The organism is Alphaproteobacteria bacterium, assembly GCA_018667735.1.
GTDB lineage: Bacteria > Pseudomonadota > Alphaproteobacteria > Rickettsiales > JABIRX01 > JABIRX01.
Genome location: JABIRX010000035.1, coordinates 1 through 26,999 on the forward strand (window position 1 = coordinate 1; position 26,999 = coordinate 26,999).

The 26,999-nt window shown below is 32.1% G+C and carries 23 protein-coding genes; 9 read left to right on the plus strand and 14 right to left on the minus strand.

Annotated elements, in window-relative coordinates; translation table 11 throughout:
* Positions 1 to 89 precede the first annotated feature (89 nt).
* The 8 genes from secF to proB are packed head-to-tail and all read right to left on the minus strand — an operon-like array spanning position 90 to position 6,752.
* On the minus strand, positions 90 to 1,010 hold the full coding sequence (gene secF, locus HOH73_03510; protein ID MBT5827924.1) for a protein translocase subunit SecF: 921 nt from the start codon (positions 1,008 to 1,010) through the stop codon (positions 90 to 92).
* 5 nt (positions 1,011 to 1,015) lie between these two features.
* Complete coding sequence (locus HOH73_03515) at positions 1,016 to 1,972, minus strand: calcium/sodium antiporter (GenBank protein MBT5827925.1); 957 nt, start codon at positions 1,970 to 1,972, stop codon at positions 1,016 to 1,018.
* 51 nt (positions 1,973 to 2,023) lie between these two features.
* On the minus strand, positions 2,024 to 2,809 hold the full coding sequence (locus tag HOH73_03520; protein MBT5827926.1) for a succinate dehydrogenase iron-sulfur subunit: 786 nt from the start codon (positions 2,807 to 2,809) through the stop codon (positions 2,024 to 2,026).
* A gap of 17 nt (positions 2,810 to 2,826) precedes the next feature.
* The gene (locus HOH73_03525) at positions 2,827 to 4,614 is read right to left on the minus strand and encodes a succinate dehydrogenase flavoprotein subunit (GenBank protein ID MBT5827927.1); all 1,788 of its coding nucleotides are present in this window, start codon (positions 4,612 to 4,614) and stop codon (positions 2,827 to 2,829) included.
* Positions 4,614 to 4,988, minus strand: a complete 375-nt coding sequence (sdhD, locus tag HOH73_03530; protein ID MBT5827928.1) for a succinate dehydrogenase, hydrophobic membrane anchor protein — start codon at positions 4,986 to 4,988, stop codon at positions 4,614 to 4,616. The genes HOH73_03525 and sdhD overlap by 1 nt, the downstream gene beginning before the upstream one ends.
* Before the next feature lie 2 nt (positions 4,989 to 4,990).
* Positions 4,991 to 5,398, minus strand: a complete 408-nt coding sequence (sdhC, locus tag HOH73_03535) for a succinate dehydrogenase, cytochrome b556 subunit (protein ID MBT5827929.1) — start codon at positions 5,396 to 5,398, stop codon at positions 4,991 to 4,993.
* A 4-nt stretch (positions 5,399 to 5,402) separates the two neighbouring features.
* Positions 5,403 to 5,579 (minus strand): 50S ribosomal protein L33, encoded by a 177-nt coding sequence (gene rpmG / locus HOH73_03540; GenBank protein ID MBT5827930.1) that lies wholly within the window; start codon positions 5,577 to 5,579, stop codon positions 5,403 to 5,405.
* Positions 5,580 to 5,639: 60 nt separating this feature from the next.
* Positions 5,640 to 6,752, minus strand: a complete 1,113-nt coding sequence (gene proB / locus HOH73_03545) for a glutamate 5-kinase (GenBank protein MBT5827931.1) — start codon at positions 6,750 to 6,752, stop codon at positions 5,640 to 5,642.
* Positions 6,753 to 6,832: 80 nt separating this feature from the next.
* Between proB and HOH73_03550 the strand changes: the two genes are divergently transcribed.
* The 7 genes from HOH73_03550 to HOH73_03580 all read left to right on the plus strand — a co-directional run bounded on the left by HOH73_03550 (position 6,833) and on the right by HOH73_03580 (position 12,504).
* Positions 6,833 to 7,069 carry a BolA/IbaG family iron-sulfur metabolism protein gene (locus HOH73_03550; protein MBT5827932.1) on the plus strand — a complete coding sequence of 79 codons (237 nt, stop codon included), beginning with the start codon at positions 6,833 to 6,835 and terminating at the stop codon, positions 7,067 to 7,069.
* A gap of 10 nt (positions 7,070 to 7,079) precedes the next feature.
* Positions 7,080 to 7,394 carry a Grx4 family monothiol glutaredoxin gene (gene grxD / locus HOH73_03555; GenBank protein MBT5827933.1) on the plus strand — a complete coding sequence of 105 codons (315 nt, stop codon included), beginning with the start codon at positions 7,080 to 7,082 and terminating at the stop codon, positions 7,392 to 7,394.
* A 10-nt stretch (positions 7,395 to 7,404) separates the two neighbouring features.
* Entirely contained in the window at positions 7,405 to 8,346 is a 942-nt protein-coding gene (locus tag HOH73_03560) for an ABC transporter ATP-binding protein (GenBank protein ID MBT5827934.1), read from the plus strand.
* A gap of 12 nt (positions 8,347 to 8,358) precedes the next feature.
* Positions 8,359 to 9,039: a cytochrome c biogenesis protein CcsA gene (gene ccsA, locus HOH73_03565; GenBank protein ID MBT5827935.1), complete on the plus strand. Its 681-nt coding sequence runs from the start codon at positions 8,359 to 8,361 to the stop codon at positions 9,037 to 9,039.
* A complete protein-coding gene (locus HOH73_03570) occupies positions 9,036 to 9,365 on the plus strand; it encodes a ferredoxin family protein (GenBank protein MBT5827936.1) in 330 nt (109 codons plus the stop codon). The genes ccsA and HOH73_03570 overlap by 4 nt, the downstream gene beginning before the upstream one ends.
* On the plus strand, positions 9,366 to 10,250 hold the full coding sequence (locus tag HOH73_03575) for a hypothetical protein (protein ID MBT5827937.1): 885 nt from the start codon (positions 9,366 to 9,368) through the stop codon (positions 10,248 to 10,250).
* Positions 10,251 to 10,383: 133 nt separating this feature from the next.
* Positions 10,384 to 12,504, plus strand: coding sequence for an autotransporter domain-containing protein (locus HOH73_03580; GenBank protein MBT5827938.1), 2,121 nt, complete (start codon positions 10,384 to 10,386; stop codon positions 12,502 to 12,504).
* On the opposite strand, the gene HOH73_03585 is transcribed toward HOH73_03580, so the two are convergent.
* The 6 genes from HOH73_03585 to HOH73_03610 form a co-directional block, all read right to left on the minus strand.
* Positions 12,496 to 13,695 (minus strand): NADP-dependent isocitrate dehydrogenase, encoded by a 1,200-nt coding sequence (locus HOH73_03585; GenBank protein ID MBT5827939.1) that lies wholly within the window; start codon positions 13,693 to 13,695, stop codon positions 12,496 to 12,498. The genes HOH73_03580 and HOH73_03585 overlap by 9 nt on opposite strands.
* Position 13,696: 1 nt before the next feature.
* Complete coding sequence (locus HOH73_03590; GenBank protein ID MBT5827940.1) at positions 13,697 to 15,859, minus strand: hypothetical protein; 2,163 nt, start codon at positions 15,857 to 15,859, stop codon at positions 13,697 to 13,699.
* Between the two features lie 10 nt (positions 15,860 to 15,869).
* On the minus strand, positions 15,870 to 18,305 hold the full coding sequence (locus tag HOH73_03595) for an acyl-CoA dehydrogenase (protein ID MBT5827941.1): 2,436 nt from the start codon (positions 18,303 to 18,305) through the stop codon (positions 15,870 to 15,872).
* A gap of 7 nt (positions 18,306 to 18,312) precedes the next feature.
* Entirely contained in the window at positions 18,313 to 20,436 is a 2,124-nt protein-coding gene (locus HOH73_03600) for a fatty-acid oxidation protein subunit alpha (GenBank protein MBT5827942.1), read from the minus strand.
* Positions 20,437 to 21,735 (minus strand): thiolase family protein, encoded by a 1,299-nt coding sequence (locus HOH73_03605; protein MBT5827943.1) that lies wholly within the window; start codon positions 21,733 to 21,735, stop codon positions 20,437 to 20,439.
* Between the two features lie 81 nt (positions 21,736 to 21,816).
* Positions 21,817 to 23,532, minus strand: a complete 1,716-nt coding sequence (locus tag HOH73_03610) for a long-chain fatty acid--CoA ligase (protein ID MBT5827944.1) — start codon at positions 23,530 to 23,532, stop codon at positions 21,817 to 21,819.
* Positions 23,533 to 23,646: 114 nt separating this feature from the next.
* On the opposite strand from HOH73_03610, the gene HOH73_03615 reads away from it, so the two are divergent.
* Both HOH73_03615 and ychF read left to right on the plus strand, forming a co-directional pair.
* Entirely contained in the window at positions 23,647 to 25,743 is a 2,097-nt protein-coding gene (locus HOH73_03615) for a hypothetical protein (protein MBT5827945.1), read from the plus strand.
* A gap of 296 nt (positions 25,744 to 26,039) precedes the next feature.
* On the plus strand, positions 26,040 to 26,999 hold a 960-nt coding region (gene ychF / locus HOH73_03620), incomplete at its 3' end, for a redox-regulated ATPase YchF (protein MBT5827946.1).

Sequence of the window (26,999 nt, forward strand, 5' to 3'; positions counted from 1 at the left end):
GAAAAGTCGAGTTATGAGCTTAGAATGGAGGATTATCTAGCTAATGTTAACGTTAAAGTACTTAATCTTAACTATAAAGATAAAATTCGTTATGAAACACAGGATAGATATAGAGAAGAGCTCAACTTTATATATGAATCCTTTGATCGTAACACTTTCTTAAGTAAATTAGTAGGTAAGTTACCAAATAACACACTTATACTAAAGCTCTTTAAAACTGGGCCACCCAAAATAACTAAAGCTAGTAATGCAACTAATGTAGTAATTGCGGTTAAAATTGTACGATTTAAAGTCTCATTTATACTTTTGTTAATTATTTCTTGTTGGGGAATACTTCTGTACTTTCTACTATTTTCTCGAATACGATCATAAATAACCACCGAGTCATTAATAGAGTAACCTATTATAGTTAAAATTGCCGCAATAGAGGTTAGGTTAAATTCCAAATTAAATAAAATAAAAACACCTAATACTAAAATTATATCATGCAATAAAGCAAGCAATGCACCAAACCCAAAGCGGTAACTAAATCTTAACCAAATATATAATAAAATTGCAATTAATGAGGCAAACAAAGCATAGATACTTGATTTGATTAACTCTTTTCCAATAGTTGGGCCAACAAAATCTACTCTTCTAAATTCAATATTTTCATTAATATTATTTTGCAAATAATCTTTTATTAATGTGATCTTTTTAATTTGCTCTTTTTCATTTTGATTATCAAGACCAACCCTAATCATGATGTCTTTCTTGCTGCCTAAATCCTGCAACGAGACATCACCCAAATTATATGATGCTATGCCAAGCCGAAGCTCTTGCAAGTTTACATCTTGCTCTGACCTTATTTCAATTAAAATACCACCAGCAAAATCTATACCCTTATTAAAACCTTTAAAGAAAACTGCAAAAATCGAGCAGCAAAGCAGTATTACTGAGATATAAATAAAAAAATTATTATGCTTAATAAAGTTAATATTATATTTTCTATTAAGTATTTTTCCTAACATCTAAACTAAAAAATAAATTGCCACAAAATATAGAGGCTATAAAAGAGCAAAAAGGTAAAACCATTAAGCCTTGAAAGCAACTTCTTTTTACTTACAAAACTAAATAATAACAAGCTTGAAAATAATAAAACCCAAATATCAAAAATAGCTAGCGTAGAATTAGTAACTATTGGTGAAATTAGTGAGCTAATTCCTAAAACTCCCAAAATATTAAAAATATTACTACCTATTACATTACCAATAGCAATATCTGAATGCTTACGGCAAGCAGCCACAACAGATGTAGCAAGCTCAGGTGCAGAGCCACCAATTGCAATGATTGTCACAGCTATTGCCGCCTCACTCATGCCAAATTGCAAGGCTAACTCACTAGCTCCCATAACTAATATATTGGCACCAAAACTTAACATAAAAACTCCCAAAACCACTAAAATAACTGCTAATTTATTAGTTAAATTTAAAAAGTAAAATTGCTCCTCTATTTCATCTACTTGATTCAACATTGGATCAGACTCACCATTAACCTTGTGACGCTTATATGTAGAAAATGTAAAAATAACTAGAGCTATTAGTAATATTAAACCTTTCTGGTAATTGATCTCTCCAGTGAAAATAAATGCAAAAAGTATAAAACTAGCAAATAATAAATAATTAAGATCAAAGCTAATTAACTTCTTTTCAACATTAATAGGATTTAATATGGATACTAAACCAAGCACTAAAAAAATATTTGCTATATTACTACCAATAACATTACCTAAAGCTATATCACTCAAGCCCTTTAAGCTAGCCTGAATAGTAATCAGTAATTCAGGGCTAGAAGTACCATATGCAACAATGGTAATACCTGTAATTAATTTAGAAAGTTTGAATTTTTGAGCTAGCTTTACCGCTCCCCTAACTAATGACTCTCCACCAAAAAATAATAAAGCCAAACCTATAAAAATTTGTATAAAGGACATAAAATTTAGATTAATTAATAAATTAAACTCGTAAGTTTGGGCTAAATAAAATTATAAATTTCTTTCAGCTAATAGTTTCTTGGTCTCTGCAATAGCTTTAGCAGGATTCAAACCTTTTGGACAAGTTTTAGTACAATTCATTATGGTATGACAGCGATATAATTTAAATGAATCATCTAATGCATCTAGTCTTTCACCTGTTGCCTCATCTCTGCTATCTACAATAAATCTATAAGCTTGCAACAATATTGCTGGACCTAAATATTTATCTCCATTCCACCAATAACTCGGACATGCAGTTGAACAACATGCACATAAAACACATTCGTAAAAGCCATCTAGCTTTTCTCTATCTTCTGGTGTTTGTAGTCTTTCGCTATTAGATGGGGCATTGCTAGCTTGTAACCATGGCTTAATTGAAGTTAATTGCGCGTAAAAGTTAGTTAAATCAGGAACCAAATCTTTTACAACCTCCATATGTGGTAATGGGTAAATTTTTACATCTCCTTTTACTTCATTTATTGGCTTTAAACATGCCAAAGTATTCGTACCGTCTATATTCATTGAACATGAACCACAAATACCTTCTCTGCAAGAACGTCTAAAAGTTAAGCCGGTGTCAATTTCATTTTTTATCTTAACAATAGCGTCTAAAACCATAGGACCACAATCGTCTAAGTCTAACTCATAAGTGTCTATTCTAGGATTTTCGTTACTATCTGGATTATAACGATAAATTTTAAAAAGCTTTTTATTTGATGCATTTTTGTTAGTGCATGCAAAAAAATTGCCATTTTTGTTTATTCTTGAATTTTTTGGTAGTAAAAACTCGGCCATAATTTATAATTTAAAAATTAATATACTCTTTTCTTAGGTGGTATTTCTCTCATTTCTTCAGTTAAAGGCTTACCAACTACTTTTTTATATTTAATATCCACATTACCCTGAGCATCAATCCAAGCAATAGTATGCTTCATCCAATTTTCATCATCACGATCAGGATAATCTTCTCTAGATTGAGCCCCTCTACTTTCTTTTCTATTGTAAGCAGATTTAATAGTCATCATAGCTTGCGGCAACATGTTTTCTAATTCTAAGGTCTCAACCAATTCACTATTCCAAATCAAACTTTTGTCAGAAATTACTAGGTCCTTAGCTTTTGCAAATAATTTAGATAATTTAGCAACACCAGATGCCATTGATTCTTCTGTTCTAAAAACTGCAGCATGCTTTTGCATTATATCTTGCATGTCAGCTCTAAGTGTAGATGCATTAGTTTTACCGTTAGCTGCTAATATGTTATCTAACCTTGCTAGCGCCTTAGTAACATATTTCGGGTCTAAATATTTGTGATCGGCATTAGGAGTTAAAATCTCTTTTGCTCTAATTGCTGCGGCTCTTCCAAAAACAACTAAATCTAATAATGAATTAGAACCTAACCTATTAGAACCATGCACAGAAACACAGCCAGCCTCTCCAACTGCCATCAAACCAGGAACTGTTTTTTCTTTCCCGTTTTCATCTAAAGTCAATACTTCTGTTTGATGGTTTGTTGGTATACCACCCATATTATAGTGAACTGTTGGTAATACTGGAATTGGATCTTTAGTAACGTCCACACCTGCGAAAATTTTAGCAGTTTCAGATATCCCAGGTAGTCTTTTATGTAAAATTTTGGGGTCCAAATGGTTTAAATGCAAAAAGATATGGTCTTTATTAGGACCTACTCCTCTTCCTTCATTTATTTCCATAGTCATAGACCTACTCACAACATCGCGAGATGCCAAGTCTTTTGCATGAGGAGCATATCTTTCCATGAATCTTTCTCCTTCCGAATTAACTAAATAGCCTCCTTCTCCTCGCGCTCCTTCAGTTATCAAACAACCAGCTCCATATACTCCAGTTGGATGAAACTGTACAAATTCCATATCTTGTAGTGGCAAACCAGCTCTTAAAATCATAGCGTTTCCATCTCCTGTGCAAGTATGCGCTGATGTTGCAGAAAAATAAGTTCTACCATAACCACCCGTAGCCATAATTACCATATGTGACTTAATCACATTAACTACACCAGTATTCAAATCTAAAGTAGTTACTCCTCTACAAACACCATCATCATCGATAATTAAATCAAGAGCAAAATTTTCAATAAAGAAATTAGCATTATGTTTAATTGCTTGCTGGTATAAAGTATGCAAAATTGCATGACCAGTTCTATCTGCCGCCGCACAAGTTCTTTGCGCTGGCTTTCCTTCGCCATATTCTGTGGTCATTCCACCAAATGGTCTCTGGTAAATCTTGCCTTCTTTTGTTCTTGAAAAAGGCACTCCATAATGCTCTAACTCAATGATCGCCTTTGGAGCGTTCTTACATAAATATTCGATTGCATCTTGATCACCGAGCCAGTCAGAACCCTTAATCGTGTCATAAGCATGCCAACGCCAGTTATCTTCGCCCATATTACCTAATGCTGCTGAAATACCACCTTGTGCAGCCACCGTGTGACTCCTTGTAGGAAACACTTTACTTACACATGCTGTGGACAAACCAGCTTCTGCCATTCCTAATGTTGCTCTCAAACCAGAGCCTCCAGCTCCAACTATTACAACATCATATTGATGCTCTTCTACTTTATAACTCATTAGCTTATTAATATTAAATTTTTAATTACAACAAAAAACAACAAGGCGCCTGTAAGCCATGCCAATATATTAACTAATATAATAGAGATAGTTTTTGCACATTTACAATGTACATAATCTTCTATAATAACCTTAACACCCAGAGCCGAGTGATACAGCATTACAAAAAGCATTAAAGAGAATATTACCAGGCTAAAATCATTGCCAAAAATTATACTTAAATCTCTATGGCAGCTTGCGGTGCAAACAACTTTAGTAGTAAACCATATAACCAGAGGTATCAGAGCTATTGCCGTTATTCTTTGCGCCCACCAATGATGAACACCATTATGTGCAGTTCCCAAACCTTGTATTTTTTTTATTGCCGTCTTCATATTTAACCTAATATAGTTGACATACCATTGAACCAAGTAAATAGAGTAAGCGCAAAACTAGCTAACACAACTATTATACCCGTTATTTGAACCGACCTAATTGCAAAACCTCTACCCGTGTCCCACAACAAATGTCTAATACCATTGGAAAAATGATAATATAAGGAAAAAACCCACGCGAACAAAACTAGTTTTCCAACAATTGAAGAAATAAATAATGTTGAAATTCCAACAAAATACGCAGATATTTTACCGGCATCAATGCTCATAAAAATTATGTTCCAGGAAGCTAAAAGAAGACCTAAATACAAGAAAAAGCCTGTCAATCTATGTAAAATAGAAAGAACCGAACTTATTTGGGGTTTATATATAGATAAATGTGGCGATAAAGGCCTAGCTTTCTCGGTCATGCTACTAACTTGATAATTTTTGCTCTTTAAACTCAGCATGCTTTCTAGCTACTGGATCATATTTTCTGAATTTCATTTTTTCTGTTATTTGCTTTGGGTTTTTCTTCTTAACGTAAAAAAAGCCAGTACCTAAAGTACTTACAAGCTTAACTAAGATGTTTTTTTTAGATTTTCCTGCCATGTTTGCTGTAGTAATATATTGAAGTCAATTTTTACTCCAATTAATTCGCATAGTCAAGTATTACTTAAGCAAAAGCATATTATCATAATGTATAATATTTAGTCTAATAGGCTTTTTAACAAGTAGCTTTATTTCCTTACTATCTTTACCTTGATAAATTTTTGCCTCCCTACTAGTAACCCCACTTAAACCCTGCGCTATCCTAGCCCCGTCCTCACGCAAGACTAGTATCATATCCCCCCTAGAAAAGACTCCTCTTACATCTGTAACACCAATTGGCAACAAACTTGACCCACCTTTCTCTATTATGTCTGCCGCCCCCTTATTCACCACAACTTCGCCCTTGTTTTTAAGGCCAGAAAGCCATTTTTTTCTGCTATTCAAACCATCTTGTTTAGCTACAAAAAAGCTAAAATCCTTGTCATATTCAAGCCTAAAAACACTGTTTTTACCTTCACCTTTGGCAAGCACAACATCCGCACCAAAATTATTTGCTATACCAGCAGCTCTGATCTTGCTTTTTATCCCACCCGTACCTAGTAAATTCGTTTTGCTTGAAGCTAACGCTAGTATTTTTTCGTCAATTTTCGCAATTTTTCTTATCAATTTTGCATCATCATTATCTTTAGGGTTAGAATCATATAAGCCATTAATATCAGATAATAAAACCAACAAATCAGCATCAGTTAGAGCAACCACTCTTGCAGCTAAAACATCATTATCACCAAATTTTATTTCATCCGTTGCAATAGTGTCATTTTCATTAATTACTGGCACGATATTCATGTCCAGCAGCTTACTAATAGTTGCACGCATATTAAGATATCTTCTTCTATTTTGGCAATCTGCATTAGTAATTAATATTTGCGCCAAATCTATGGAGTTTGCTTTAAAAATTTTTTGTAAATCTGAAATTAACAAGGCCTGGCCATAAGCTGCATATGCTTGTAATTCAGACAGGCTTAATTCTGACCTATTTTTACCTAGCTCCCTCGCCGCAGAAGCTATAGCTCCTGAACAAACTATTATAACCTCTAATCCTAATAAGCGTAATTTTCCAACCTCTTTAGCAAAATGCTCTAGCCACTCAGTACGTAAGCTGTTTTTTTCACTATCTATGATTAAAGATGAACCTAGCTTTATTACTACGGTGTTATAATCATTGAATTTCATTTAATTTTAATTAAAGCTTTATAGACTTGCATAATATGCATCTAAAATATAAACTAGCAAGCTAATGATAAAATTTAACTATGAGCCAAATAACTGAACAAGAGATTCTAGATGTTTTAACTAAAGATTTCGCAGATAGCGAAATAATTGTAAAAGATCAATTAGGTGATGGTTACAGCTTTGATATTTTTGTTAAATCCACGCTATTTAATAATTTAATCAAAGTAAAACAGCATCAGTTAGTAATGAGCTCACTTAAAGATTTATTATCATACAAGCTTCACGCTGTTACAATAAAAACCCAAAAAACCAATTAAATTTAAAAACATGACTGATCTAAACAAAGAAATAACTGATTTAATTAATGAAAATAAAGTAGTATTATTCATGAAGGGTAATCAACATTTTCCACAATGTGGCTTTTCTGGCTTTGTTGTACAAATTTTAAAACAACATGAAGTGTCTTTTAAGGATGTAGATATTTTACAAAATAGCGAATTACGCCAAGCTATAAAAGACTATACTGATTGGCCAACAATTCCACAGCTATATGTTAATGGTGAGTTTGTTGGGGGCTGTGATATAATTAAAGAAATGAATGAAGCTGGAGAGTTAGCTGAGCTGTTTGCCAACATAAAATAACAATATTTTAATGGCCTTAACTAATAAAACCATTAAAAATGCTTTAGAGATTTCCAACCTATGTAAAACCTATAATGTTAAAGGTAACAAGGTTGAAGCTTTAAAAGACATTTCTTTAAATATACCAAGAGGTAGTTTTTTTGGTTTACTTGGACCAAATGGCGCAGGTAAGAGTACCCTTATCAACATTATTGCTGATTTGGTAAAAAAAGACTCAGGTAAAATTTCTGTTTGTGGCCATGATTATGACTCTGCAAAAAACAAGGCCAAAAGTGCACTTGGTATCGTACCCCAAGAATTAGTTATTGATCCCTTCTTTAATGTAAAAGAAACTCTAAATATTTACGCTGGCTATTACGGTTTAAAAAGAGATGATAAAAGAATAGATGAGTTAATAGAAGCACTTGGTTTGAGTGATAAGAAAACCGCCACCCCAAGATCTTTATCTGGCGGTATGAGAAGAAGATTGTTAGTTGCAAAAGCACTGGTGCACGACCCTGATATCATTATTCTAGACGAACCAACAGCTGGAGTTGATGTTGAGCTAAGAGATCAATTATGGCATTATATTAGCAAATTAAACAAAAAGGGCAAAACGATAATTCTAACTACTCACTACCTAGAAGAAGCAGAAAAATTATGTGATCAAATAGCCATTATTAATAAAGGAAAAATTATTACTAATGAAAAGAAAGAAAATCTTAAAAAAATATTTGGCGTTAAAACTCTAATTATCGAAACTGATAATATCACTGGCCCTAATCTTAAGACTCTGACTAAATTTGGTGAAGTAAAGCAAGATAAAAACAATATTTCCATCACTTATAAATCCGGAGAAATTGATTATAAAGAGCTTGTAAATCAATTACATCAGAGCCAAATAGAAATATCTAATCTATCAACCAAAGAAACAGATATAGAAGATATATTCAAATATTTAATTCATAAGTAAGTGTTATTAAAAATACAGCCTAAACATATCAAGAAATTCACCTCCTCATATTTGGCCATAATAAAAGTTTCATTTTACATATTATGTTGCTTAAGCTTATTCTTAATTGTAAATTCACCTAATGATTATCAGCAAAGTAATGCTGTTAAAATCATGTATATTCATGTGCCAAGCGCATGGCTTGCATTGTTAATATATACGGCAATTGCTATTTTAAGCAGCTTAAGCTTTGTTTATAAGAGCCCTATTCTTACCTTGAGCTCAATAAGTTTAGCACCAATTGGAGCAACTTTTGCTTTGATTACCTTAATTACTGGTTCTATTTGGGGTAAACCAATTTGGGGCACTTGGTGGGTTTGGGATGCAAGACTTACCTCTATGCTGATTTTGTTCTTCCTTTACATAGCTTATATTGCTTTATATACTGCATATGACAGCTATATAACAGGCTCCAAAATTGCAGCTGGCCTAGCTATTATTGGCTTTATTAATATTCCTATTGTGAAATTTTCAGTAGATATATGGTATAGTCTTCATCAACCAGCAAGTATTATTAGATCAAAAGGCATCGCAATTGATAAAGCAATGGTTGCACCATTATTTATTAGCTTTTTAACCTTGATAATTTATTCACTAATTGTATTTTTAACGAGATTAAATCTATTTATAGAAAAAGGTAAAAGAAGAAAATGACTTATGTAGTAACTGACAATTGTATTAAATGTAAATATACAGATTGCGTTGAAGTGTGCCCTGTTGATTGTTTTTATGAGGGGGAAAACATGCTAGTTATAAACCCCGAAGAGTGTATAGATTGTGGTGTGTGCGAACCTGAATGCCCCATAGATGCAATTAAACCAGAAGAAGAAAATCTTATAGAATTTATTGAGCTTAATAAAAAATATGCCGAGATCTGGCCCAATATTAATGAAAAAAAAGATGCTCCTCTTGATGCTGAAAAATACGAAGATATGGATGATAAATATCCTAAGTTATTTTCTGCAAAAGCAGGAAGCTAAGTGCAAAAAAAACATAATTCATCTGATCTAAAACTGAGCTTTGCTTTTTCTCTTGCCGAATTATCAGTGGTTCTTATAATTATTGGCTTATTAATGGCTAGTATTACTTATGGTACTAAGCTTATCAAAACCTCGAAGTTAATCAAAGCAAAAACATATACAGAATCGTCACCAATTTGGTCAATAAGTGATATTAATGGAAAAAGATCTGCAGTTTTATGGTTAGATACTATTGACACAGATTCCATAACCACCACCATAAATGGTGATAGCAAGCTAGTTACAAAATGGCGTAGCAAAGTGGGTGGTTCAGCTATCCAGACTGGCGTAACATCTATTATGCCAGAATTTAAAGAAAAAGGCTTAGATCCATATCCTTCTATATATTTTGATGGTGGTGATCAATTAACCATATCACTGTCTCCATTGGTGGAGAGTGATGATACTTACAGCATAGCAATCGTATGGCAAACTGAAAATGACAGTACTGCTATCTTATTCCAGCAAGGAATAGCTAGAAATAGACGTGCTGCTTTAGTACAATTTGCTGAAGGACAATATGGTTTTAATGGTATGAATAATGATGCAAATTTAATTAAAGATTATAACTTAAATCAACTTACTTCATCTATTATTACAATAGATAACTCTTTAAGCAATAATGTTGCTCTTTATCATAATCTTGAAGATAAAATTGAAACCAATACTGCTTCACCAAGCACACTTGATTTAGAAGTTGGTAATGCCTATATAAGTGGTCAAAATGATAGCACAGTTCGCTTTACTGGCCACCTTGCTGAAATAATTATTTTTCGTTCAGCCCTGTCTGAAGATGAAGCAAAATCTGTTGCTTTATATCTTACTACGAAATATCAAATCAGATAATTATCCCAACCTAATAACCGACCATAGCCCCTGCGAAAATTATATTAATACGCAAATTACCTATGGATTAAAGAAATCAACCTTGATTTACAAAAAAATAAGCTTATTAAAACAGCAAAGTATAGATTTAAATATGAAAAAACTTATATGTATTGTAATTATTATTGCTTGCAAAATATTACCCGCATTTAGCACAAGCACGAATGTGTTTATTTTTGGCGATAGCGATAATGATACTGGCTATTTTAATGCAAGTAATGGTAATTGTAGAACAATAATCTCGAGCAATGATTGTGCCGGTCAATTAAGTGATAGTAGTTATCCAGAAACTACTGGTTTAGTCTCTGGTTATCACTGGGTGGATGTGTTTGCAAATAACTTTGGTACTTCTATTACAAGTGTTGATAGCTCCGCAACAGACACTACAAATAGAGCAACTACTAATGGCGGAAATAATTACTCTGCCTCTGGAGCCCAAATAAATCAAACATCTGGTCAATATGATGGTGTTTGGTCACTTGCAAATCAAGTAGATCGCTATTTGTTAGATTATAATAATCAAGCAGATAAAAATGCATTATATAGCTTTGATGTCACTAATGATTTAAATTTTACCCAAGATTTAACTGCTCTCAATATGACTAACTATATTGATGGCAGCACTACACAAACTTATGGTTATAACAGTGCAGGAACTTCTGCCACTTATACATATTCATCATATGGTGACATTAATAATTTAATTGATGATTATACTGCGCAAGCATTAAAACTAACCAATAATGGTGCTAGATATTTATTAGTAGAAATGGAAATTCTTGCGGCCAATCAAGATCTAGTTAATCAAATAAATTACGATATATATGATGTAAGCTCAGCTCGCTCGAATACTCTACTAGTTTCAGAACAAGGCTATAGCGAAACTTCAGAATATAACAAATCCCTATATGACAATATGAGAAACAATAATGTTAATATTATTCCTTATGATGATGAATCAGTTTTGTTATATATGGTTAATAATTATGCTGATTTTGGCATCTCAGATTATGGCTTAAAAAACTACGCATGCGAATCTGCAGAAAGAGGCCTTACAGCAGCAAATTGCTTTGATAGTAACTACCATGGTAGTGAGTTTGCATCTTTTGCTGAATTAGAAAGAGCAGCATTAACAGAATTTATATTTTCTGATCGAAGTCACAAAGCACCTGCCATGTTAGCAATAGAGGCTCATGTAAAATATAATTTAATTACAGCACCTATACAAATATATATGCTATCTGAATCAAATATACAAAGCCAAAAATCTCTATTATCCTCAATTAATAAACATATTAAAAAACATAATCTCTCTGCAGCTAATAAAAAAAACAAAGTTAACCAAAATCAGGATTATGCACCCCTAAAGCAAAAAAAACTTCAACTTTGGTTAGATAATAATATTAATTATCAAGAATATAACCTTAATAAAACAGGTTTCTCTGATATTGATAGTAATGAATATAGCTTTTCAGCTGGTTTAGACTATAAAATGTCAAGTAACCTAATGACAGGTATTGCCTTAAATACTAGCTTAAAAGATAATAACTATTCATATGATAGAGGTGAGTTTATGCAAAAAAAGATCTCTACTTCCATATATAATCAAGTTAAAAAAAATAATTTCATCCTAAATACTATTGCAAATGTTGCTTTAACTGATCATGAAATTGAGCGTATAGCCAAAATGGGTATTACAAACCAAAAAGTAAAGGCTGATACAACTAGTTATCAAATGTCAGCAATGTTAGAATTATCATATCAATTTCTAAATAAAAATAACACTATTGAAAATTTACCATATGTTAAATTTACCTATATAAATGATAAATTAAAATCATTTACCGAATCTTCAGATGCTAATATCCTAGCATTAAAATATAATGATCTAAAATTAGAATCTAAGGAAATAGAAATAGGTTATAATTTTAGAACTCACTTTAATTTATACCAACCTTACTTTGAAATTTCATATGTAAAAGAATTAGGGGAATTGGAAAATGCTGTAGAAGCTGCTATAACTTCTTCCACAGCTTATGATGATTATTACACTATATATGCGAAAGAAAAAAATGATTCATATATCAAGCTTAAAATTGGTAATAACTTTAAACTTTCTAAAAAAATATCCTTAGATGCTAATTTTGAGACATATTATGGTGATGGTGAAAATATATATAAAAATTATATGTTGAACCTGAATTATTTATTTTAGTTTTTTTGCAACTTCAACAATAAAATCTTCCATATATAAAAAATCATTTAAACCAGCAAGTAAAGCTAAGTCTTTAGTCATTTTGCCTTCTTCTATGGTTTTTATCACCGCTAATTCTAGCTTAGTTGCAAAGTTTTGTAATTCATAATTTTGGTCTAATTTTGCCCTATGTAGTAAGCCCCGACTCCAAGCAAAAATTGAAGCTGTAGGATTTGTCGAAGTTTTATGACCTTTTTGATGCTCTCTATAATGTCTGGTTACTGTGCCATGCGCCGCTTCTGCTTCTACAATAGAACCATCGGCTGAGACTAAAACCGAAGTCATCAAACCTAGAGAGCCAAAACCTTGCGCTAAACTGTCTGATTGCACATCACCATCATAATTTTTACAAGCCCAAACAAAACCACCCGAATTTTTCAAAGCAAATGCCACCATATCATCAATTAAACGATGCTCATAAGTTATATTTTCTTGTGCAAATTTTTCTTTAAATTCATTTATGTAAATTCTTGCAAAAATTTCTACAAATTTGTGATCATAAATTTTTAAAATAGTATCTTTAGTGGATAAATATAAAGGCCATTTTTTACTTAAAGCCTGATTAAAACAACTTCTAGCGAAATCTGTGATAGATTTATCTGTATTAAACATAGACATAGCAATACCAGCACTATCGTTATAACTATGTATTTTTTCTTCCTTTATTGTGCCATCTGGATTTTTTATAGTTAGATATAGTTCTGAGCCTTGCGCAACCTCTGTGTCATAAGCTTTATATTGATCACCAAATGCATGCCTACCAATACATATAGGCTTTGTCCAGCTTGAGACAATTCTTGGAATATTATCAATAATTATTGGCTCTCTAAATACTGTGCCTCCTATAATATTTCTAATCGTGCCATTAGGGGATTTGTGAATATGCTTTAAGTTAAATTCTTTTTGCCTTTGTGGTGTAGCTGTAATTGTAGCGCATTTTATGCCTACACCTATTTCTTTTATTGCATTACCTGCAGCCATGGTAATTTCATCATTAGTTTTATCTCTGTTTTCTATGGCTAAATCAAAATATTCGATAGGTAAATTTAAATATGGCTTTATCAAATTATCTTTGATAATTTGCCACATTACTCTGGCCATTTCATCGCCATCAATCTCCACAATGGGTTTATTTACTACTATCTTTGTCATATTATTTAAGCTCTTGGTTAATTATGTTCTCATTTATAAAATTAGTGATTTCTAGATATAATTCCTCATTTCTAGCTTTAATAATTACATGATTATCAAAGCTTGGCATAATTAATTTTTTACGAGCAGAAGATATTTTATCTAAAATTATTTTGCCACTTTTAGGGTTCACTACTGGATCTTTATCTGCTTGAATAATTAGAGTTGGTGCAATAATATGCTTAAGGTTTTTATTACACTCATTCATCAAATCAGATAATTCTTTTATGCCTTTTAAATAATTCTTACTGTAATTTATTTGCGGGTTTTCTGGCGTATCAACTATAAACTCTTTTTTACCTTTACTACTCTTAAACTTGGTTAATAACTCATTCCAAAAATGTACCGTGGGCACTAAATTAACCCTAATATCATTAAGCTTAATTGCTGCATTAATAGAAATAACTCCATCTATGCTACTACGCTTTTTTGCAGCCAATAATAAAGCTAATAAGCCCCCTGTTGAGAAACCAGCTGACACTACATATTTACATTTCTGCTTCAAGGCAGCATAACCTTTAAAATATGATTTATACCAATCCTCCCATTCTGTATATTTCAAATTAAGTGGTGCTGTTCCATGCCCTTTTAATCTAACCACATAAACATTAAAGCCAGATTCGTATAAATATTGAGCTAAATTTTTCACTTCTTCTGGAGAAGATTTATAACCATGTGACAAGATTATTCCTATTGCTGATTTCTTATTTTCAAGGAAATATGGCTTACCAAATTCTCTGTTCTTGGATTCTGTTGGTGAAAAATATTTCTTATAATCATCAAAATATTCTTTCTGATCACTGCGCAAAATCAAAGCAAAAGCTTTTTCCTTTAATAATTTTTCTGTAAACTTACCATTCTTTTTAAAGATTTTAGTCAGTATGGGGAATTTAACTAATTGATTAACAAACATCTTTAATGTGTTTTCCAATCTAGCTTGATGAAAGCCTAAATCATCATTAAATTTTTTGTGGTTAATATGATATTTTTCATGCTCCTTGGTAATGATTTTTTGTTCTATTGCTAATGCTAAGGTTGAGTCATAGTAATTATTACCATCAGCCATAAAAATCATAGCTAAGTTTTCGTCAACAGAATGGTGTAAAGCAAAAGAATTAAGCTTCTTAATCTGACGCGCATTAACATAAATAAGATCTTTTAACATGTTACGATCTATGTCATTTTTATGCGCATAAAAAAGTGAGCAAGCAAATATGTGATCCATATTAAGCTGCACATTATCATATATAGTTTTCATAAAATTATTAGTTAAACGATAACGATAATAATTTATTAAAAGGTTATTTTTAGTGTCATTACTAACTAATGGTAACTTATCAGTTAACTTTCTTCTGGGTTTAATATAATTATAAATATTTATTGCTTCACCAAATTTAACTTCTATTTCTGCATTAGTAATAATATTACCTTCTATTTCTAATTCTTCTGAAACCCGTTTAGATAAATTTTTAAGAAATCTTTTTGAAATTTTATGTATTGAATTTTGGCCAGGTCTAATAGGAAAGTAATTAATTGTAATTGGCACAATATGTATGTTTTTAGGTGAGATTTTACTATCTTTATTGATAAAATAACTCTCCCTAATAACTTCTATTTCTTGATATTGGTTTAACTCAGATAAATTATATAATTGCTTTTTTATTAATTCTGCCTTGATTGCTAATACCGCAGCTCCTGTTTTCACTTTTCGATGCGAACCATCTGGCATTGTAACTTGATAATAGCCTTTTTTAGTAACCAGCTTATTCTTAACCATAATCCCTTCTGGATATATTAGCCAGTCTGCTTTACCAGTAAGTAAATCACCAATAATTATTTTATTACGATCTACATTATCTGTTGCAATAGTACCCATAGAGGAGAGATACTTTCCCAATGCACCTATAAAAATATTATGATCAGCCAAGGAGCGAACTTTTTTATTTACTAGCCTATCCATCATGTAAGGCAAAATAAAAGTTTCTGCTCTAGTAAAATGATTAGCAACAAAAATAATTGGTGTATCAGGTAAATTTTCGGCACCTGAAATTTTCAAATTAGAATCAAAAATCTTCTCTAAAAACTTCATTACCACACTAGTGGATTTAAAAATAAAACCGGTCATTTAAGTTTCTTTACACCATAGGTTTATTCATTTTGTGACTCAAGTAATCTTTCTGCTCAAAAGAATCCACTTCAACTGCATCTAATTGTAATTTATCTACAGTCTCAAGTTGAGCTTTTTCTGTTGCCGAAATAATTTTCTCTTTTACTGCTTGCTTATATAAATTTTCTGAATTTTTATCTAATTTACCATTGCTGATAGCAATTTTAACTTTCTTATAAATTTTATCAGATTTTTTAAGCTCTCTAAAGCAATGTTCTAATTTAGCTAATTGGTCATTTTGATCTTTGGCAATAAAGACATCACTGGTTAATCTATCCCGTGTTGTACTATCCTCCATTAAGCTTGCTGCTAATTTATGTGACAACTCGTCATTCTTAACTTGTGCAATAGGGTTAATACGATTATAAAAACCGCCAAAAACTCTGTAAATAAAACCTAATGGGCCCTTACATAAATTTCTAAAAATATCTGTAAAAGCAACTTGTATTTCTGAAAGGCAATATTCCATAGACCAAATAAAATAAGCTTTATCTTCATTTTTCTTTCCTTCAGCCACAAATCTTCGCATTACAGAAGAGGCTAAATACATGTTAGATAATATATCGCCAAAGCGACCATTTAATTTCTCTTTACGCTTAATATTACCACCATATATAGCAAGAGCAACATCTGCCAAATAAGCAAAGCTCGCAGAAGCCCAGGCAAGTCTAGCTTCATATCGACCAACTAAGCCAGTTGATTTTGGGCTATATAGATAACCTCTAGATAAACTTAAAATTACTGATCTAATTTTATTTCTAAATAAATGGCCAATATGTCTAAAAAAATTATCGTCAAATTTAGCCAAATCTCCTGACATTAAAGCCTTCATTTCATTATATGAGTATGGATGACATCTAATTGCTCCTTGCCCAAAATGTATAAGGCTTCTAGTCATAATATTTGCACCTTCAACTGTAATAGCAATTGGTGTACCAAAATAAGCATGGGCTAATAAGTTTCTAGGTCCTCTACAAATAGCAGCGCCACCTAAAATATCCATACCATGATTTACAATATCCCTAAATCTCTCTGTATGGTGATATTTTACAATTGCATTTGCAACAGCTGGCCTATTACCATTATCTATGCTAGTTGCTGTAAAAATTCTAGCTGCATCTAACATATATGTTAAACCAGCTATCTCGGACATTGGCTCTTCAATACCTTCAAACTTACCAATAGGCAAGCCAAATTGTCTCCTGATATAAGCATAATCACCAACTATTCTAGCAATCATTTTTGCACCACCAGTACTAGTTGCGGGTAAAGAAATACCTCTACCAATTGAAAGGCACTCCATAAGCATTTTCCAACCCTCTCCAATTTGCTGCTCACCACCAATTATATCAGCTAAATCTATTATTACATCTTCACCTATTAATGTGGCATTCACAAAAGGCACTGATAATGGATCATGTCTTCTTATGGTAATTTCTTTTTTGTTACTTTTAATTAAAGCACAGCTAATACCAAGATCTTTGCCCCTACCAAGTAAATTTTTAGGATCCCTTATTCTAAAAGCAAGTCCTATAATGGTTGCAACTGCTCCTAAAGTTATATAACGCTTACGAAAATTTAATTTTAATTTTATTTTACCATTTTTATCTTTAATTACTTCACCTTCTGAAATAATAGAAGTTGCATCACTGCCAGCTTGTGGCTCAGTTAAACCAAAACATGGAATCTCTTCTCCATTGGCCAGCTTAGGTAACAAATTATCTTTCTGCTTTTTTGTACCATAACGCAATAGCAATTCAGCAGGACCAAGCGAGTTAGGTACCATCACAGTTATAGCTAACACTTGTGACCTAGTAGCCAATTTAGCAACCACAGCCGAATGTCCTAAAGCGCTAAAACCTAAACCACCATATTTTTTAGGTATAATCATACCAAAAAACTTCTCTTTCTTTAAATATGACCAACTTTCTTTAGTTAAATCTCTATCACTAAAAACTTGCCAATCATTTGTCATAGCGCAGATTTCTTCAACTTGATTCTCCATAAATGATTTCTCTGTTTTAGTTAAATCATTATAAGGCTCACTCAATATTCTTTTAAAATCAGGGCGACCAGAAAATAGCTCAGATTCAATCCAGGTGGTTCCAGCTTGTAAAGCTATTTCCTCAGTTTCAGAAATTTTAGGCAGCATGCCTAATTTTTTTATTAGCTTAACTAGAAAACTAGAAATAACATATCTTCTTATTGGCTTTAACAAAAAAATTAAAGATACCCCTACATAAACTAGCAAAAAGGTTAAATTAAAACTAACCCCAACCAAATAAAATAAGCCAAGAAAGAAAAAAGTCAGCAATGAAGCTCCTTTATAGCCAAAATATAAAAATATCACTCCGCAAATAATATTTAAGAACCTATGATCAATAGCTTGCAATAATTCCAACATATACACCTCAATTATAAAATTTAGTTTGCTCTTTTTTCATCTTAAGTAATAAATTAGCAGGGCTAAATTTATCACCATACTGATCACTTAGCTTATTTAATTTATCAATTAAATCAGCTATAGATAATTTGTCAGCATATCTCAACAAGCCACCCCTAAAAGCAGGAAAGCCTGTACCCATAATCATGGCCATATCCAAATATTCTGCTGAATCAACAACTTTCTCTTCTAAACATCTAGCCGCCTCATTAATCATTACCAAAATAAGTCGATCTTGTATTTCACCATCTGTAATTTCATTTTTGTTACATAAAGAATTAATAGCAAAGTTACATGTTACTTTTTTACCTTGATATAGATATATGCCCGCGCCTGATTTTTTACCTAATAATTTTTTGTTATTGTAAAGCTGATCTATTAATTTAGATACTAACATCCTTTGGCCATAAGCATCTTCTAGAATTTTGGCTACTTTATAACCAACATCTAGACCTACCGTATCAGCTAGGATAAAAGGACCCATCGGCATACCAAATTTCTCAATGACATTATCAATTCTTTTTGCATCTCCAATTTCTTGCAAGATATAAAATGCCTCATTTATGTAAGTTAATAATATTCTATTTACTAAAAAACCGGCGCAATCTGCTACCACTATTGGAGTTTTCTTAGCCCTTTTTGCTAATTTAACTACTGAAGCTATAGTTTCTTTGTTAGTTTTTTTACCAGCTATAATCTCGACTAATGGCATTTTATTAACTGGATTGAAAAAATGCAAACCAATAAATCTCTCTGGATATTTTAGATCTTTAGCCATTTCAGTAATTGAAATAGAGGAAGTATTTGAAGCAATTATACATTTCTTATCGACATTTTTCTCAATCTCCAAGGCAACCATTTTTTTTATGTCAAGATTCTCAATCACCGCCTCACTAACAATATCACAAGACTTAAAACCAACCATTTCTGTTGTTGCCGAAATTAAAGCTAATTTATTGGTAATTTGATTTTTATTATATTTTCTAATTTTCAATAATTGCCGATATATTTTGTTAACTTGTTTAAAACCAAGAGCTAATGCGTTTGTGGTAATATCCCTCATTCTAACTGGAATATCTATGTTAGAATATAGCCAAGCAATTCCACCGCCCATAACACCTGCTCCAACTACAGCAGCCCGCTTAATTTCAATTTCTGCTATTTTTTGCTTAACTCCATTATCTTTTTTGATTTTTTCATTAGTATAATATAAAGAAATTAAATTTTTACAGATGTCTCCAGTTACAAGCTTAGCAAAAGACTCTAACTCCATATCGAGCCCTTTAGTTAAAGATTCATTGTAGCTATTAGCGACCAATTTTAACGCAGCTAAAGGTGCTGGGTAATGTCCTTTAGTTTTCTTTATAATGTTTTTTTTTGCCTTCTCAAAAATAATGTCATCAAATAAATTTACTTTTTCAATAAAAGGTCTTGTGGCCCTTCTCTTTATTAACTTATCCCGATAATTAGAGCTTAATATGTTTTTCACAAAAGAATTTATATTGCTTTCTGCAAACTCTTCAGGAAAATAATCATCTATCAAGCCTATTTTATAAGCTTTTTTATAATTTACCGCTTTGCCAGTTAAAATCATGGGTAATGACTTTATTATGCCAATTAACCGAGGTAATCTTTGTGTACCTCCAAAGCCAGGTATGATTCCCAAATTAACTTCTGGCAAACCTATTTGCACCTTAGCTGAAGCTGCAGCTATTCTAAAATCACATGCTAAAGCTAATTCAGTACCACCGCCTAAAGACGAACCATTAATATAAGCTAAAGTTATACATTTTAAATTAGCCAAATTAGTCAAAATATCTTGACCCTGCTTTACTATCTTTAAAGCATCTTCCTCTGAATTTATGCTTTTTATCTCATTTATGTCAGCACCTGCAATAAAATTATCTTCCTTAGCGCTCCTAAAAATCAGCAATTTTATATCTTTATTCTTTGCAATTTCATCGATTAGTTGATTCAGCTCTAATAATATATCTGATCTCAAAATATTAACCTTACTTTCGGGTAAAGAAAAAGTTAAAGTTGCTATACCATCTTGCTTTATAGCTAATTTAAAAGCAGTTTTTATCGTCATTTATTTTGCCTCCAATAATATTGCAGCTCCTTGCCCACCTCCTACACAGAGTGAGGCAATCGCTGTTTGTTTATTTCTTCTTTGTAGTTCACGCAAGCTATGAATAATAATTCTAGTCCCAGTCATGCCAACTGGATGACCCAATGCTACAGAGCCACCATTAACATTTAAAATATCATCTGCTATCAAGCCTAGTTTATCTTTTAAACCTAATTTATCTTGGCAATATTTTTTTGAATCCAAAGCTAATTGACAAGCTATTACCTGCACTGCAAAAGCCTCATTTATTTCAAATAAATCTATCTCTTTTAAGGATTTCTTTTGTTTAGTTAATATTTTAGCAATCGCATGCGCAGGGCCAAGACCCATTCTTGATGGGTCTAAGCCAGTATATGTAAAATCGCTAATGTAACCAAGTGGTTTTACACCTAATGATTTTGCTTTTTGCTCTGACACCAAAATCAAAGCTGCAGCACCATCTGTTATTTGCGATGAATTTCCAGCTGTAACTGTGCCATTTTTACGATCAAAGAATGGTTTTAATTTACTTAAGTCTTTAATATTTTGTTTAACTCTTATGCCCTCATCATGCTCTAACATTACTTCTTTATTTTGCAGGGGAAAAGCTATAATCTCTTCAGCGAAAAAACCTTTTTTAGCTGCTAATGCTGCTTTTTGATGACTTGCTAAAGCGTATAAATCTTGCTCATTACGCAAAATATTAAAATCCCTTGCCAAATTTTCAGCAGTTAAGCCCATGATTAGATTGCAAACTGGATCAGTCAAACCTTGTTTCAAACCAATTATAGGCTTTAAAAACCTTAACCTAAATTGCAATAATTGTGCCAATTTAGCAGAAAAACTTTTAGCACGCATCATTTTCTCTAGAAAGCTTTTCATATCCTTGTGATAGAGTAAGGGAACATTGCTCATAGATTCAACACCACCTGCTAAAATAATCTCAGCTTCATTTGCTTTTATTTTACAAATAGCATTGGTAACCGCCTCCATGCCTGAAGCACAATTACGATGCACAGTGAAAGCTGGAACCTCATATTCAATGCCAGCTCTTAAGGCTATGACCCTAGCAATATTTGCCGCATGCGCTGGTTGCGCTACATTACCAATTATTACCTCTGATAAATCTCTGGCTTTACCATAATCTAGAAAACGCTCATAGATTTCTTTTACGATATAACTACCTAAAACATCTGCCTCAACATGTGCAAGAGAACCGCCCATTTTACCCATTGGGGTTCTATAGCCTTCTAAAACCGCAATACGCTCGCCTTTATTCATATAATTTAAATTTTTTTTATTTATTAAACTAGTTATAATTGTAACTTTTTTCTAATATTTTGGCAAGCTATCTTTACAACCTTATTGGTAAATCTTTTCTATTTGCTTGCTATAATTCTCCATAATTTTATAACGCCTCAACTTCATAGATGGGGTCATTTCACCGTTAGAGATTGTAGCCTCATTTTTTGCCAAAATAAATCTTTGAATTTTCTCCCAGTGATTAAAATTTTTGTTAACCTTATCTATTTCAGCAGAAAAATATTCATCTAAAGCTTTTAAATTTAACTTCTGCTCTTTTACTAATTTATAATCAGGAAAGATAATTGCAGAAACAAACTTTTTACCATCAGCTATAACCAAAGCATTATCGGCTAGGCTGATTTGCTTTAATTTATTTTCTAAAATAATAGTAGGTACATATTTTCCATTTGAAGTTTTTTGCAACTCTTTAATTCTACCTGTTATAAATAAAAAACCCTCATCATCTAAATGGCCCATATCACCAGTATAAAGCCACTTATTTTTAAGCACATCATCTGTTGCTTTACTATCATTGTAATAAGAATGCATTATATTTGGACCTTTAGCTAAAATTTCCCCTGACTCAGAAATTTTCACTTCAACGGATGGAAACACCTTACCAACTGACGCAAATTTATATGCATTTGGCGCATTTGCAGCAATGACTGGTGCGGCTTCTGTCAAACCATAACCCTCCATTATTGGTAGACCAACATTGGTAAAAAAACGATTAATATCAGTATCTAACGCAGCACCACCACTTATCATTAACCTAATATTACCACCCATAACTTTAAGTAACCTATTATAAATTAGCTTTTGAAAAAGCCTTTTCACTGGTATTTTGGGTGCAATATTAATAGCTATATTTTTAGCATACCACAAAGCTGGAACGGCTATAATCTTTTTTGCAAATGGTGCATCTGCAATTTTTAAGTTTATTTTACCATAAATTTTTTCAAGCAATCTTGGTACCGTAGTTAAAACTGTAGGCTTTACCTCTTGTAATAAATTTGCAACATTTAATACATCATCCGCAAAATAAATTGACAGATTTTTACTTAAATAAAAATACATGACCATGCGTTCAAAAATATGCGCAAGGGGAAGATAGCTTAACACCACGTCATCTTTAGTTAATGTAAAAGTCTTTGCGGTATCCTTAATTTGGCTAATTAAGTTTCTTTGCGTTAAGACAACACCTTTTGGTTTACCAGTGCTACCACTTGTGTAAATAATAGTTGCAATATCATCAGCTTTAATATGTTTAGCGAATTGGTTAAAATTTAACTCATAATGTTTTTCACTATTCATTAAATCACTAAGGTTTCTTGCCTTTTCTTGCCTTATTTTAAAGTCATGTGTGATTATACATTCAAAGTTTTTTACATGAGGTTTTAAAATTTGCCATTTATTACTACCTATAACAAAAGCGTATTTGGCCTGACAATCCTGCAGCTGATATTTTAAATTTTCATCCGCTATATTAGTAAACATGGGCACTGATATTGCCCCAACTAACTGGCAAGCTAAATCACAAACTAGCCAATATGGTGATGAATCGCTAAATATAGCAATTTTATCACCTTTTTTTACACCAAGCTTTTTAAGGTTTTTAGCTAAGATAAAGGTTTTTGTTAGAAATATTTTGGTAGAATGTGATACCCAATCACCGTTATTTAAAAAGTTAGTAAAATTCTTATTAGATTCTTGCCAAGATAAATAAACTAATAAATCAGCAAGAGTAGTTAATTCAGAAAATTTTAATTTCATTACAACACCTATAAGTAATATTCTATTTTACTTATTTATACTAGAAGGTGCAATTATTATTTTGTTGTGCACAACCTAATATTGTGTTATGCTGTGTAAAACTTTAGGTGTAACATGAGAATTAATAGCTATTTACGTATTTTAGAAGACCAATATAATGCTTGGCATAAAGCTGATGAACAAGAAAGATCCAGACAGTTAAATTACATTTTACCAGTAATACAAACTATTAGTCTGATGAATTTTATGTTACCATTTAGTGAGCAATCTTTGCATGTGGAATTTGGGGTTAAGTTTAATAAGATTTTAACAGAGTTTGAAAGTAGCTTTTTGAAATTAAGCCAAATAACTGAAAGAACTCTTCAAACACAAAGCTCTGATTTCTCAAAACCTACATTCGCAAAATTACAAAATTTAACGATATTAAATGAAGAAGAGTTACATAGCTTAAGAAGCAACATTAGAGCTAAAGAACTAAAATATGAAAATGCTCATTTAAAAGTAGCATTTAATTATGGCAGTTTTTTTAAAATTGCACTTGCTAACCTAGAACAAGCTAATGCTATATCATTAGCTGCTAAAATTAAAGATGCTTTTCAAGAGGGTGACATTAGTGCATTACTTGCATTAGCAGCCACATTTCCCTTAGAAGCAAATGCTCCACATCTTCCTTTAGATGACCTCGAAAATCATGCCTTGCTCAATCAAATCAGTAATTTTACCCGTAACCCATCTTTGTTATTAAATGATAGTGAGATTTTAAAATTAGAAAAAACAGAAGAAATAGCAAAAACAACTCATAAAGCTTTATCTGCTGATGAATCTAGAAGTGAACTTACACTTAGTGAACAATTGGCAGCTAGCAAAACACCCACTTTAGATAGTCATATTCTAGAAACTACCATTGGTTTAGAAACTGAATTTTTACTCAAAGATATAAGTGGTGCTAAGAGAGACTCAGCAGCATATACTAAAAGAGCAGAAAATATAATTTTAAAGAAAACTCTAGCTGATGTAAATGCAAGGCGTAATATGCAAAGTAAATATGGCAAAGAACCATCTCTACCCCAGCTCAGCAGTTTAACTAAGCTTCTACATCCTCTAACAACAGCAGAAATAGCAGAAATTATTACTACAAAAGAAGAGCTAGCAGAAATAATTTCTTTTATAGAAGAAAAAGGAATAACTCCAGATGATAGATTACGCGAAGCCATTGCTAATATGACAAATGAAGAAATATATTTTTTCCATTTGTTATTTCGCGAAGGAAAATCTTTTAAATTTATTTTTGATGGTATAAATGATGGCGAAACTTTAGATCTTGATTTAAATAGAGCCTGTGACTTAATCACACAAAATATGTGGCATGAAAAAACCTTAGATATGATTAGGGCATCGGAACTCAGCATTGGTCCATTTAAAGCAAGTGATTATAAAGAAATAGTAAGACATGTAAAACAAATGGAAGATGTTGCAGCGAAATGCTCTTTAGCTTTAGTAAAACCAAATGTACAAATAAATTTTTCTGGCACAAAGCACGGCCATAATATTTTATTACCAGAAGTTACAAAAGCACAAATAACAAAAATAACAATTCCAGCTATTGGTAGGGAATTCATCAAGCTTTTACAAGATTCATTGATTTTAACAGCACAGCAAAACCCACATCTACTAAGATGTGATTATGTTGATGCAGCTTTAGACCGAAAGAAAGGCTTGCAAACAGAGCTAGAGGGCACTGAATATTTTAGAGTGGCAGAAGATGAAGCAGCTTTTTTAAGCCATAAAAGATTAGCGGCAAAAAATGTTACTTTAAGACTATCTAAATTTTCGCCAGACACAGCAGTAATAGAAGTTAGATTAGTTGGCAACAATCCTCATTTCGCCCAATATAATGATGCTGTATTATTAAATGAAAAGCCAGGTCTTACCGATGTTTTAGTTAGTTTATTGCCAAGTTTTTATCAGCAATTAAATCAAGTAACTTTAACAAATATAGGGCAGTCATGTGAAATAAAGCCTGATGGTTCAATAGAGGGTCTTGAACGAAAAGACCTTGCAAATAAAACTGTAGCATTTGAACAAGCCAAAATAACAGCTCCAAGCTGGCAGCAAAGAGTTCTTCAAGCAACAGTGCCAGCGCAAGCTGAGTTAAATTGGTCTATGAGGCTAAAGCAGGGGCAAACTCTAGGTAAGTCAGCAATGCTCTAAATATTACCAAAACCTAATTGACTAAATAGCATAAACACAGCTAATTATGATCTAACTTATAGCAAAAAAGAGCTGATAAAAATATTAGTTGCTAGTATAATTTAACCATTTAGTCAGCTATTTTTTATTCTTATGCTCGCGCTAAATCAATTTCTTAAAACACCAAAGTCATCTAGCGCACAAACTATAATAAGCAAAAGCAACATGATAACTAAACAGACAAAATTTAGCTAATTTTAAATAACTTTACCTCTAAAGTTATTGGTATATATTTAGCAAAATTTTTAATATATATTATGTCCTTAAAATGTGGTATTGTCGGCTTACCAAATGTAGGTAAATCAACTTTATTTAATGCATTAACTGCAACACAAGCAGCAGAAGCAGCTAATTTTCCTTTTTGCACCATCGAACCAAATACTGGTATAGTAAATGTGCCTGATGAAAGGTTAAAACAAGTTGCAAATTTAGCTAACTCTGCAAAAACTATTCCTAACATTCTAGAATTTGTTGATATTGCAGGATTGGTTGCTGGAGCTTCTAAAGGAGAGGGTTTAGGTAATAAATTTTTAGCAAATATACGCGAAACTGATGCTATAATTCATGTAGTTAGATGCTTCGAAGATGATGATGTTACCCATGTGTCTGGTTCTGTAGATAGCTTAAGGGATATTGAAATTATTGAGACTGAACTTATGCTAGCTGACTTAGAATCACTTACTAAACGCATACCAAATTTAGAGAAAAAAGCTAAAAATAACAAGGAACTACAACAAGAATTAAATATAGCTAAAGAAATCATGCAGCTTTTAGAGGAGGGGCAACCAGCAAGAAATTTTAAGCCAAAAGCTGAAGAACAAAAAACATTTAAACAATTACAATTATTAACAAGTAAAAAGTTACTCTATGTTTGTAATGTTGCTGAAGATGAAGTAAATGATGGCAATAGTGAAAGTAAAAGAATATTTGCATATGCTAAAGCTAATAATAGCTCTGCTGTAAATATTTCTGCAAAAATAGAAGCAGAGATAGCAACCTTAGAAACAGAAGCTGAGAAGCTTGAGTTTCTTGAATCCTTAGATTTAAGCGAGACTGGCTTAGCAAGAATTATCAAAGCAAGTTATAATTTATTAGATTTAATGACCTTTTTTACTGCAGGACCACAAGAAGCTAGAGCATGGACTTTAAAATCAGGGTCTTTAGCCCCCCAAGCAGCTGGAGTAATTCATACAGATTTCGAAAAAGGCTTTATCAAA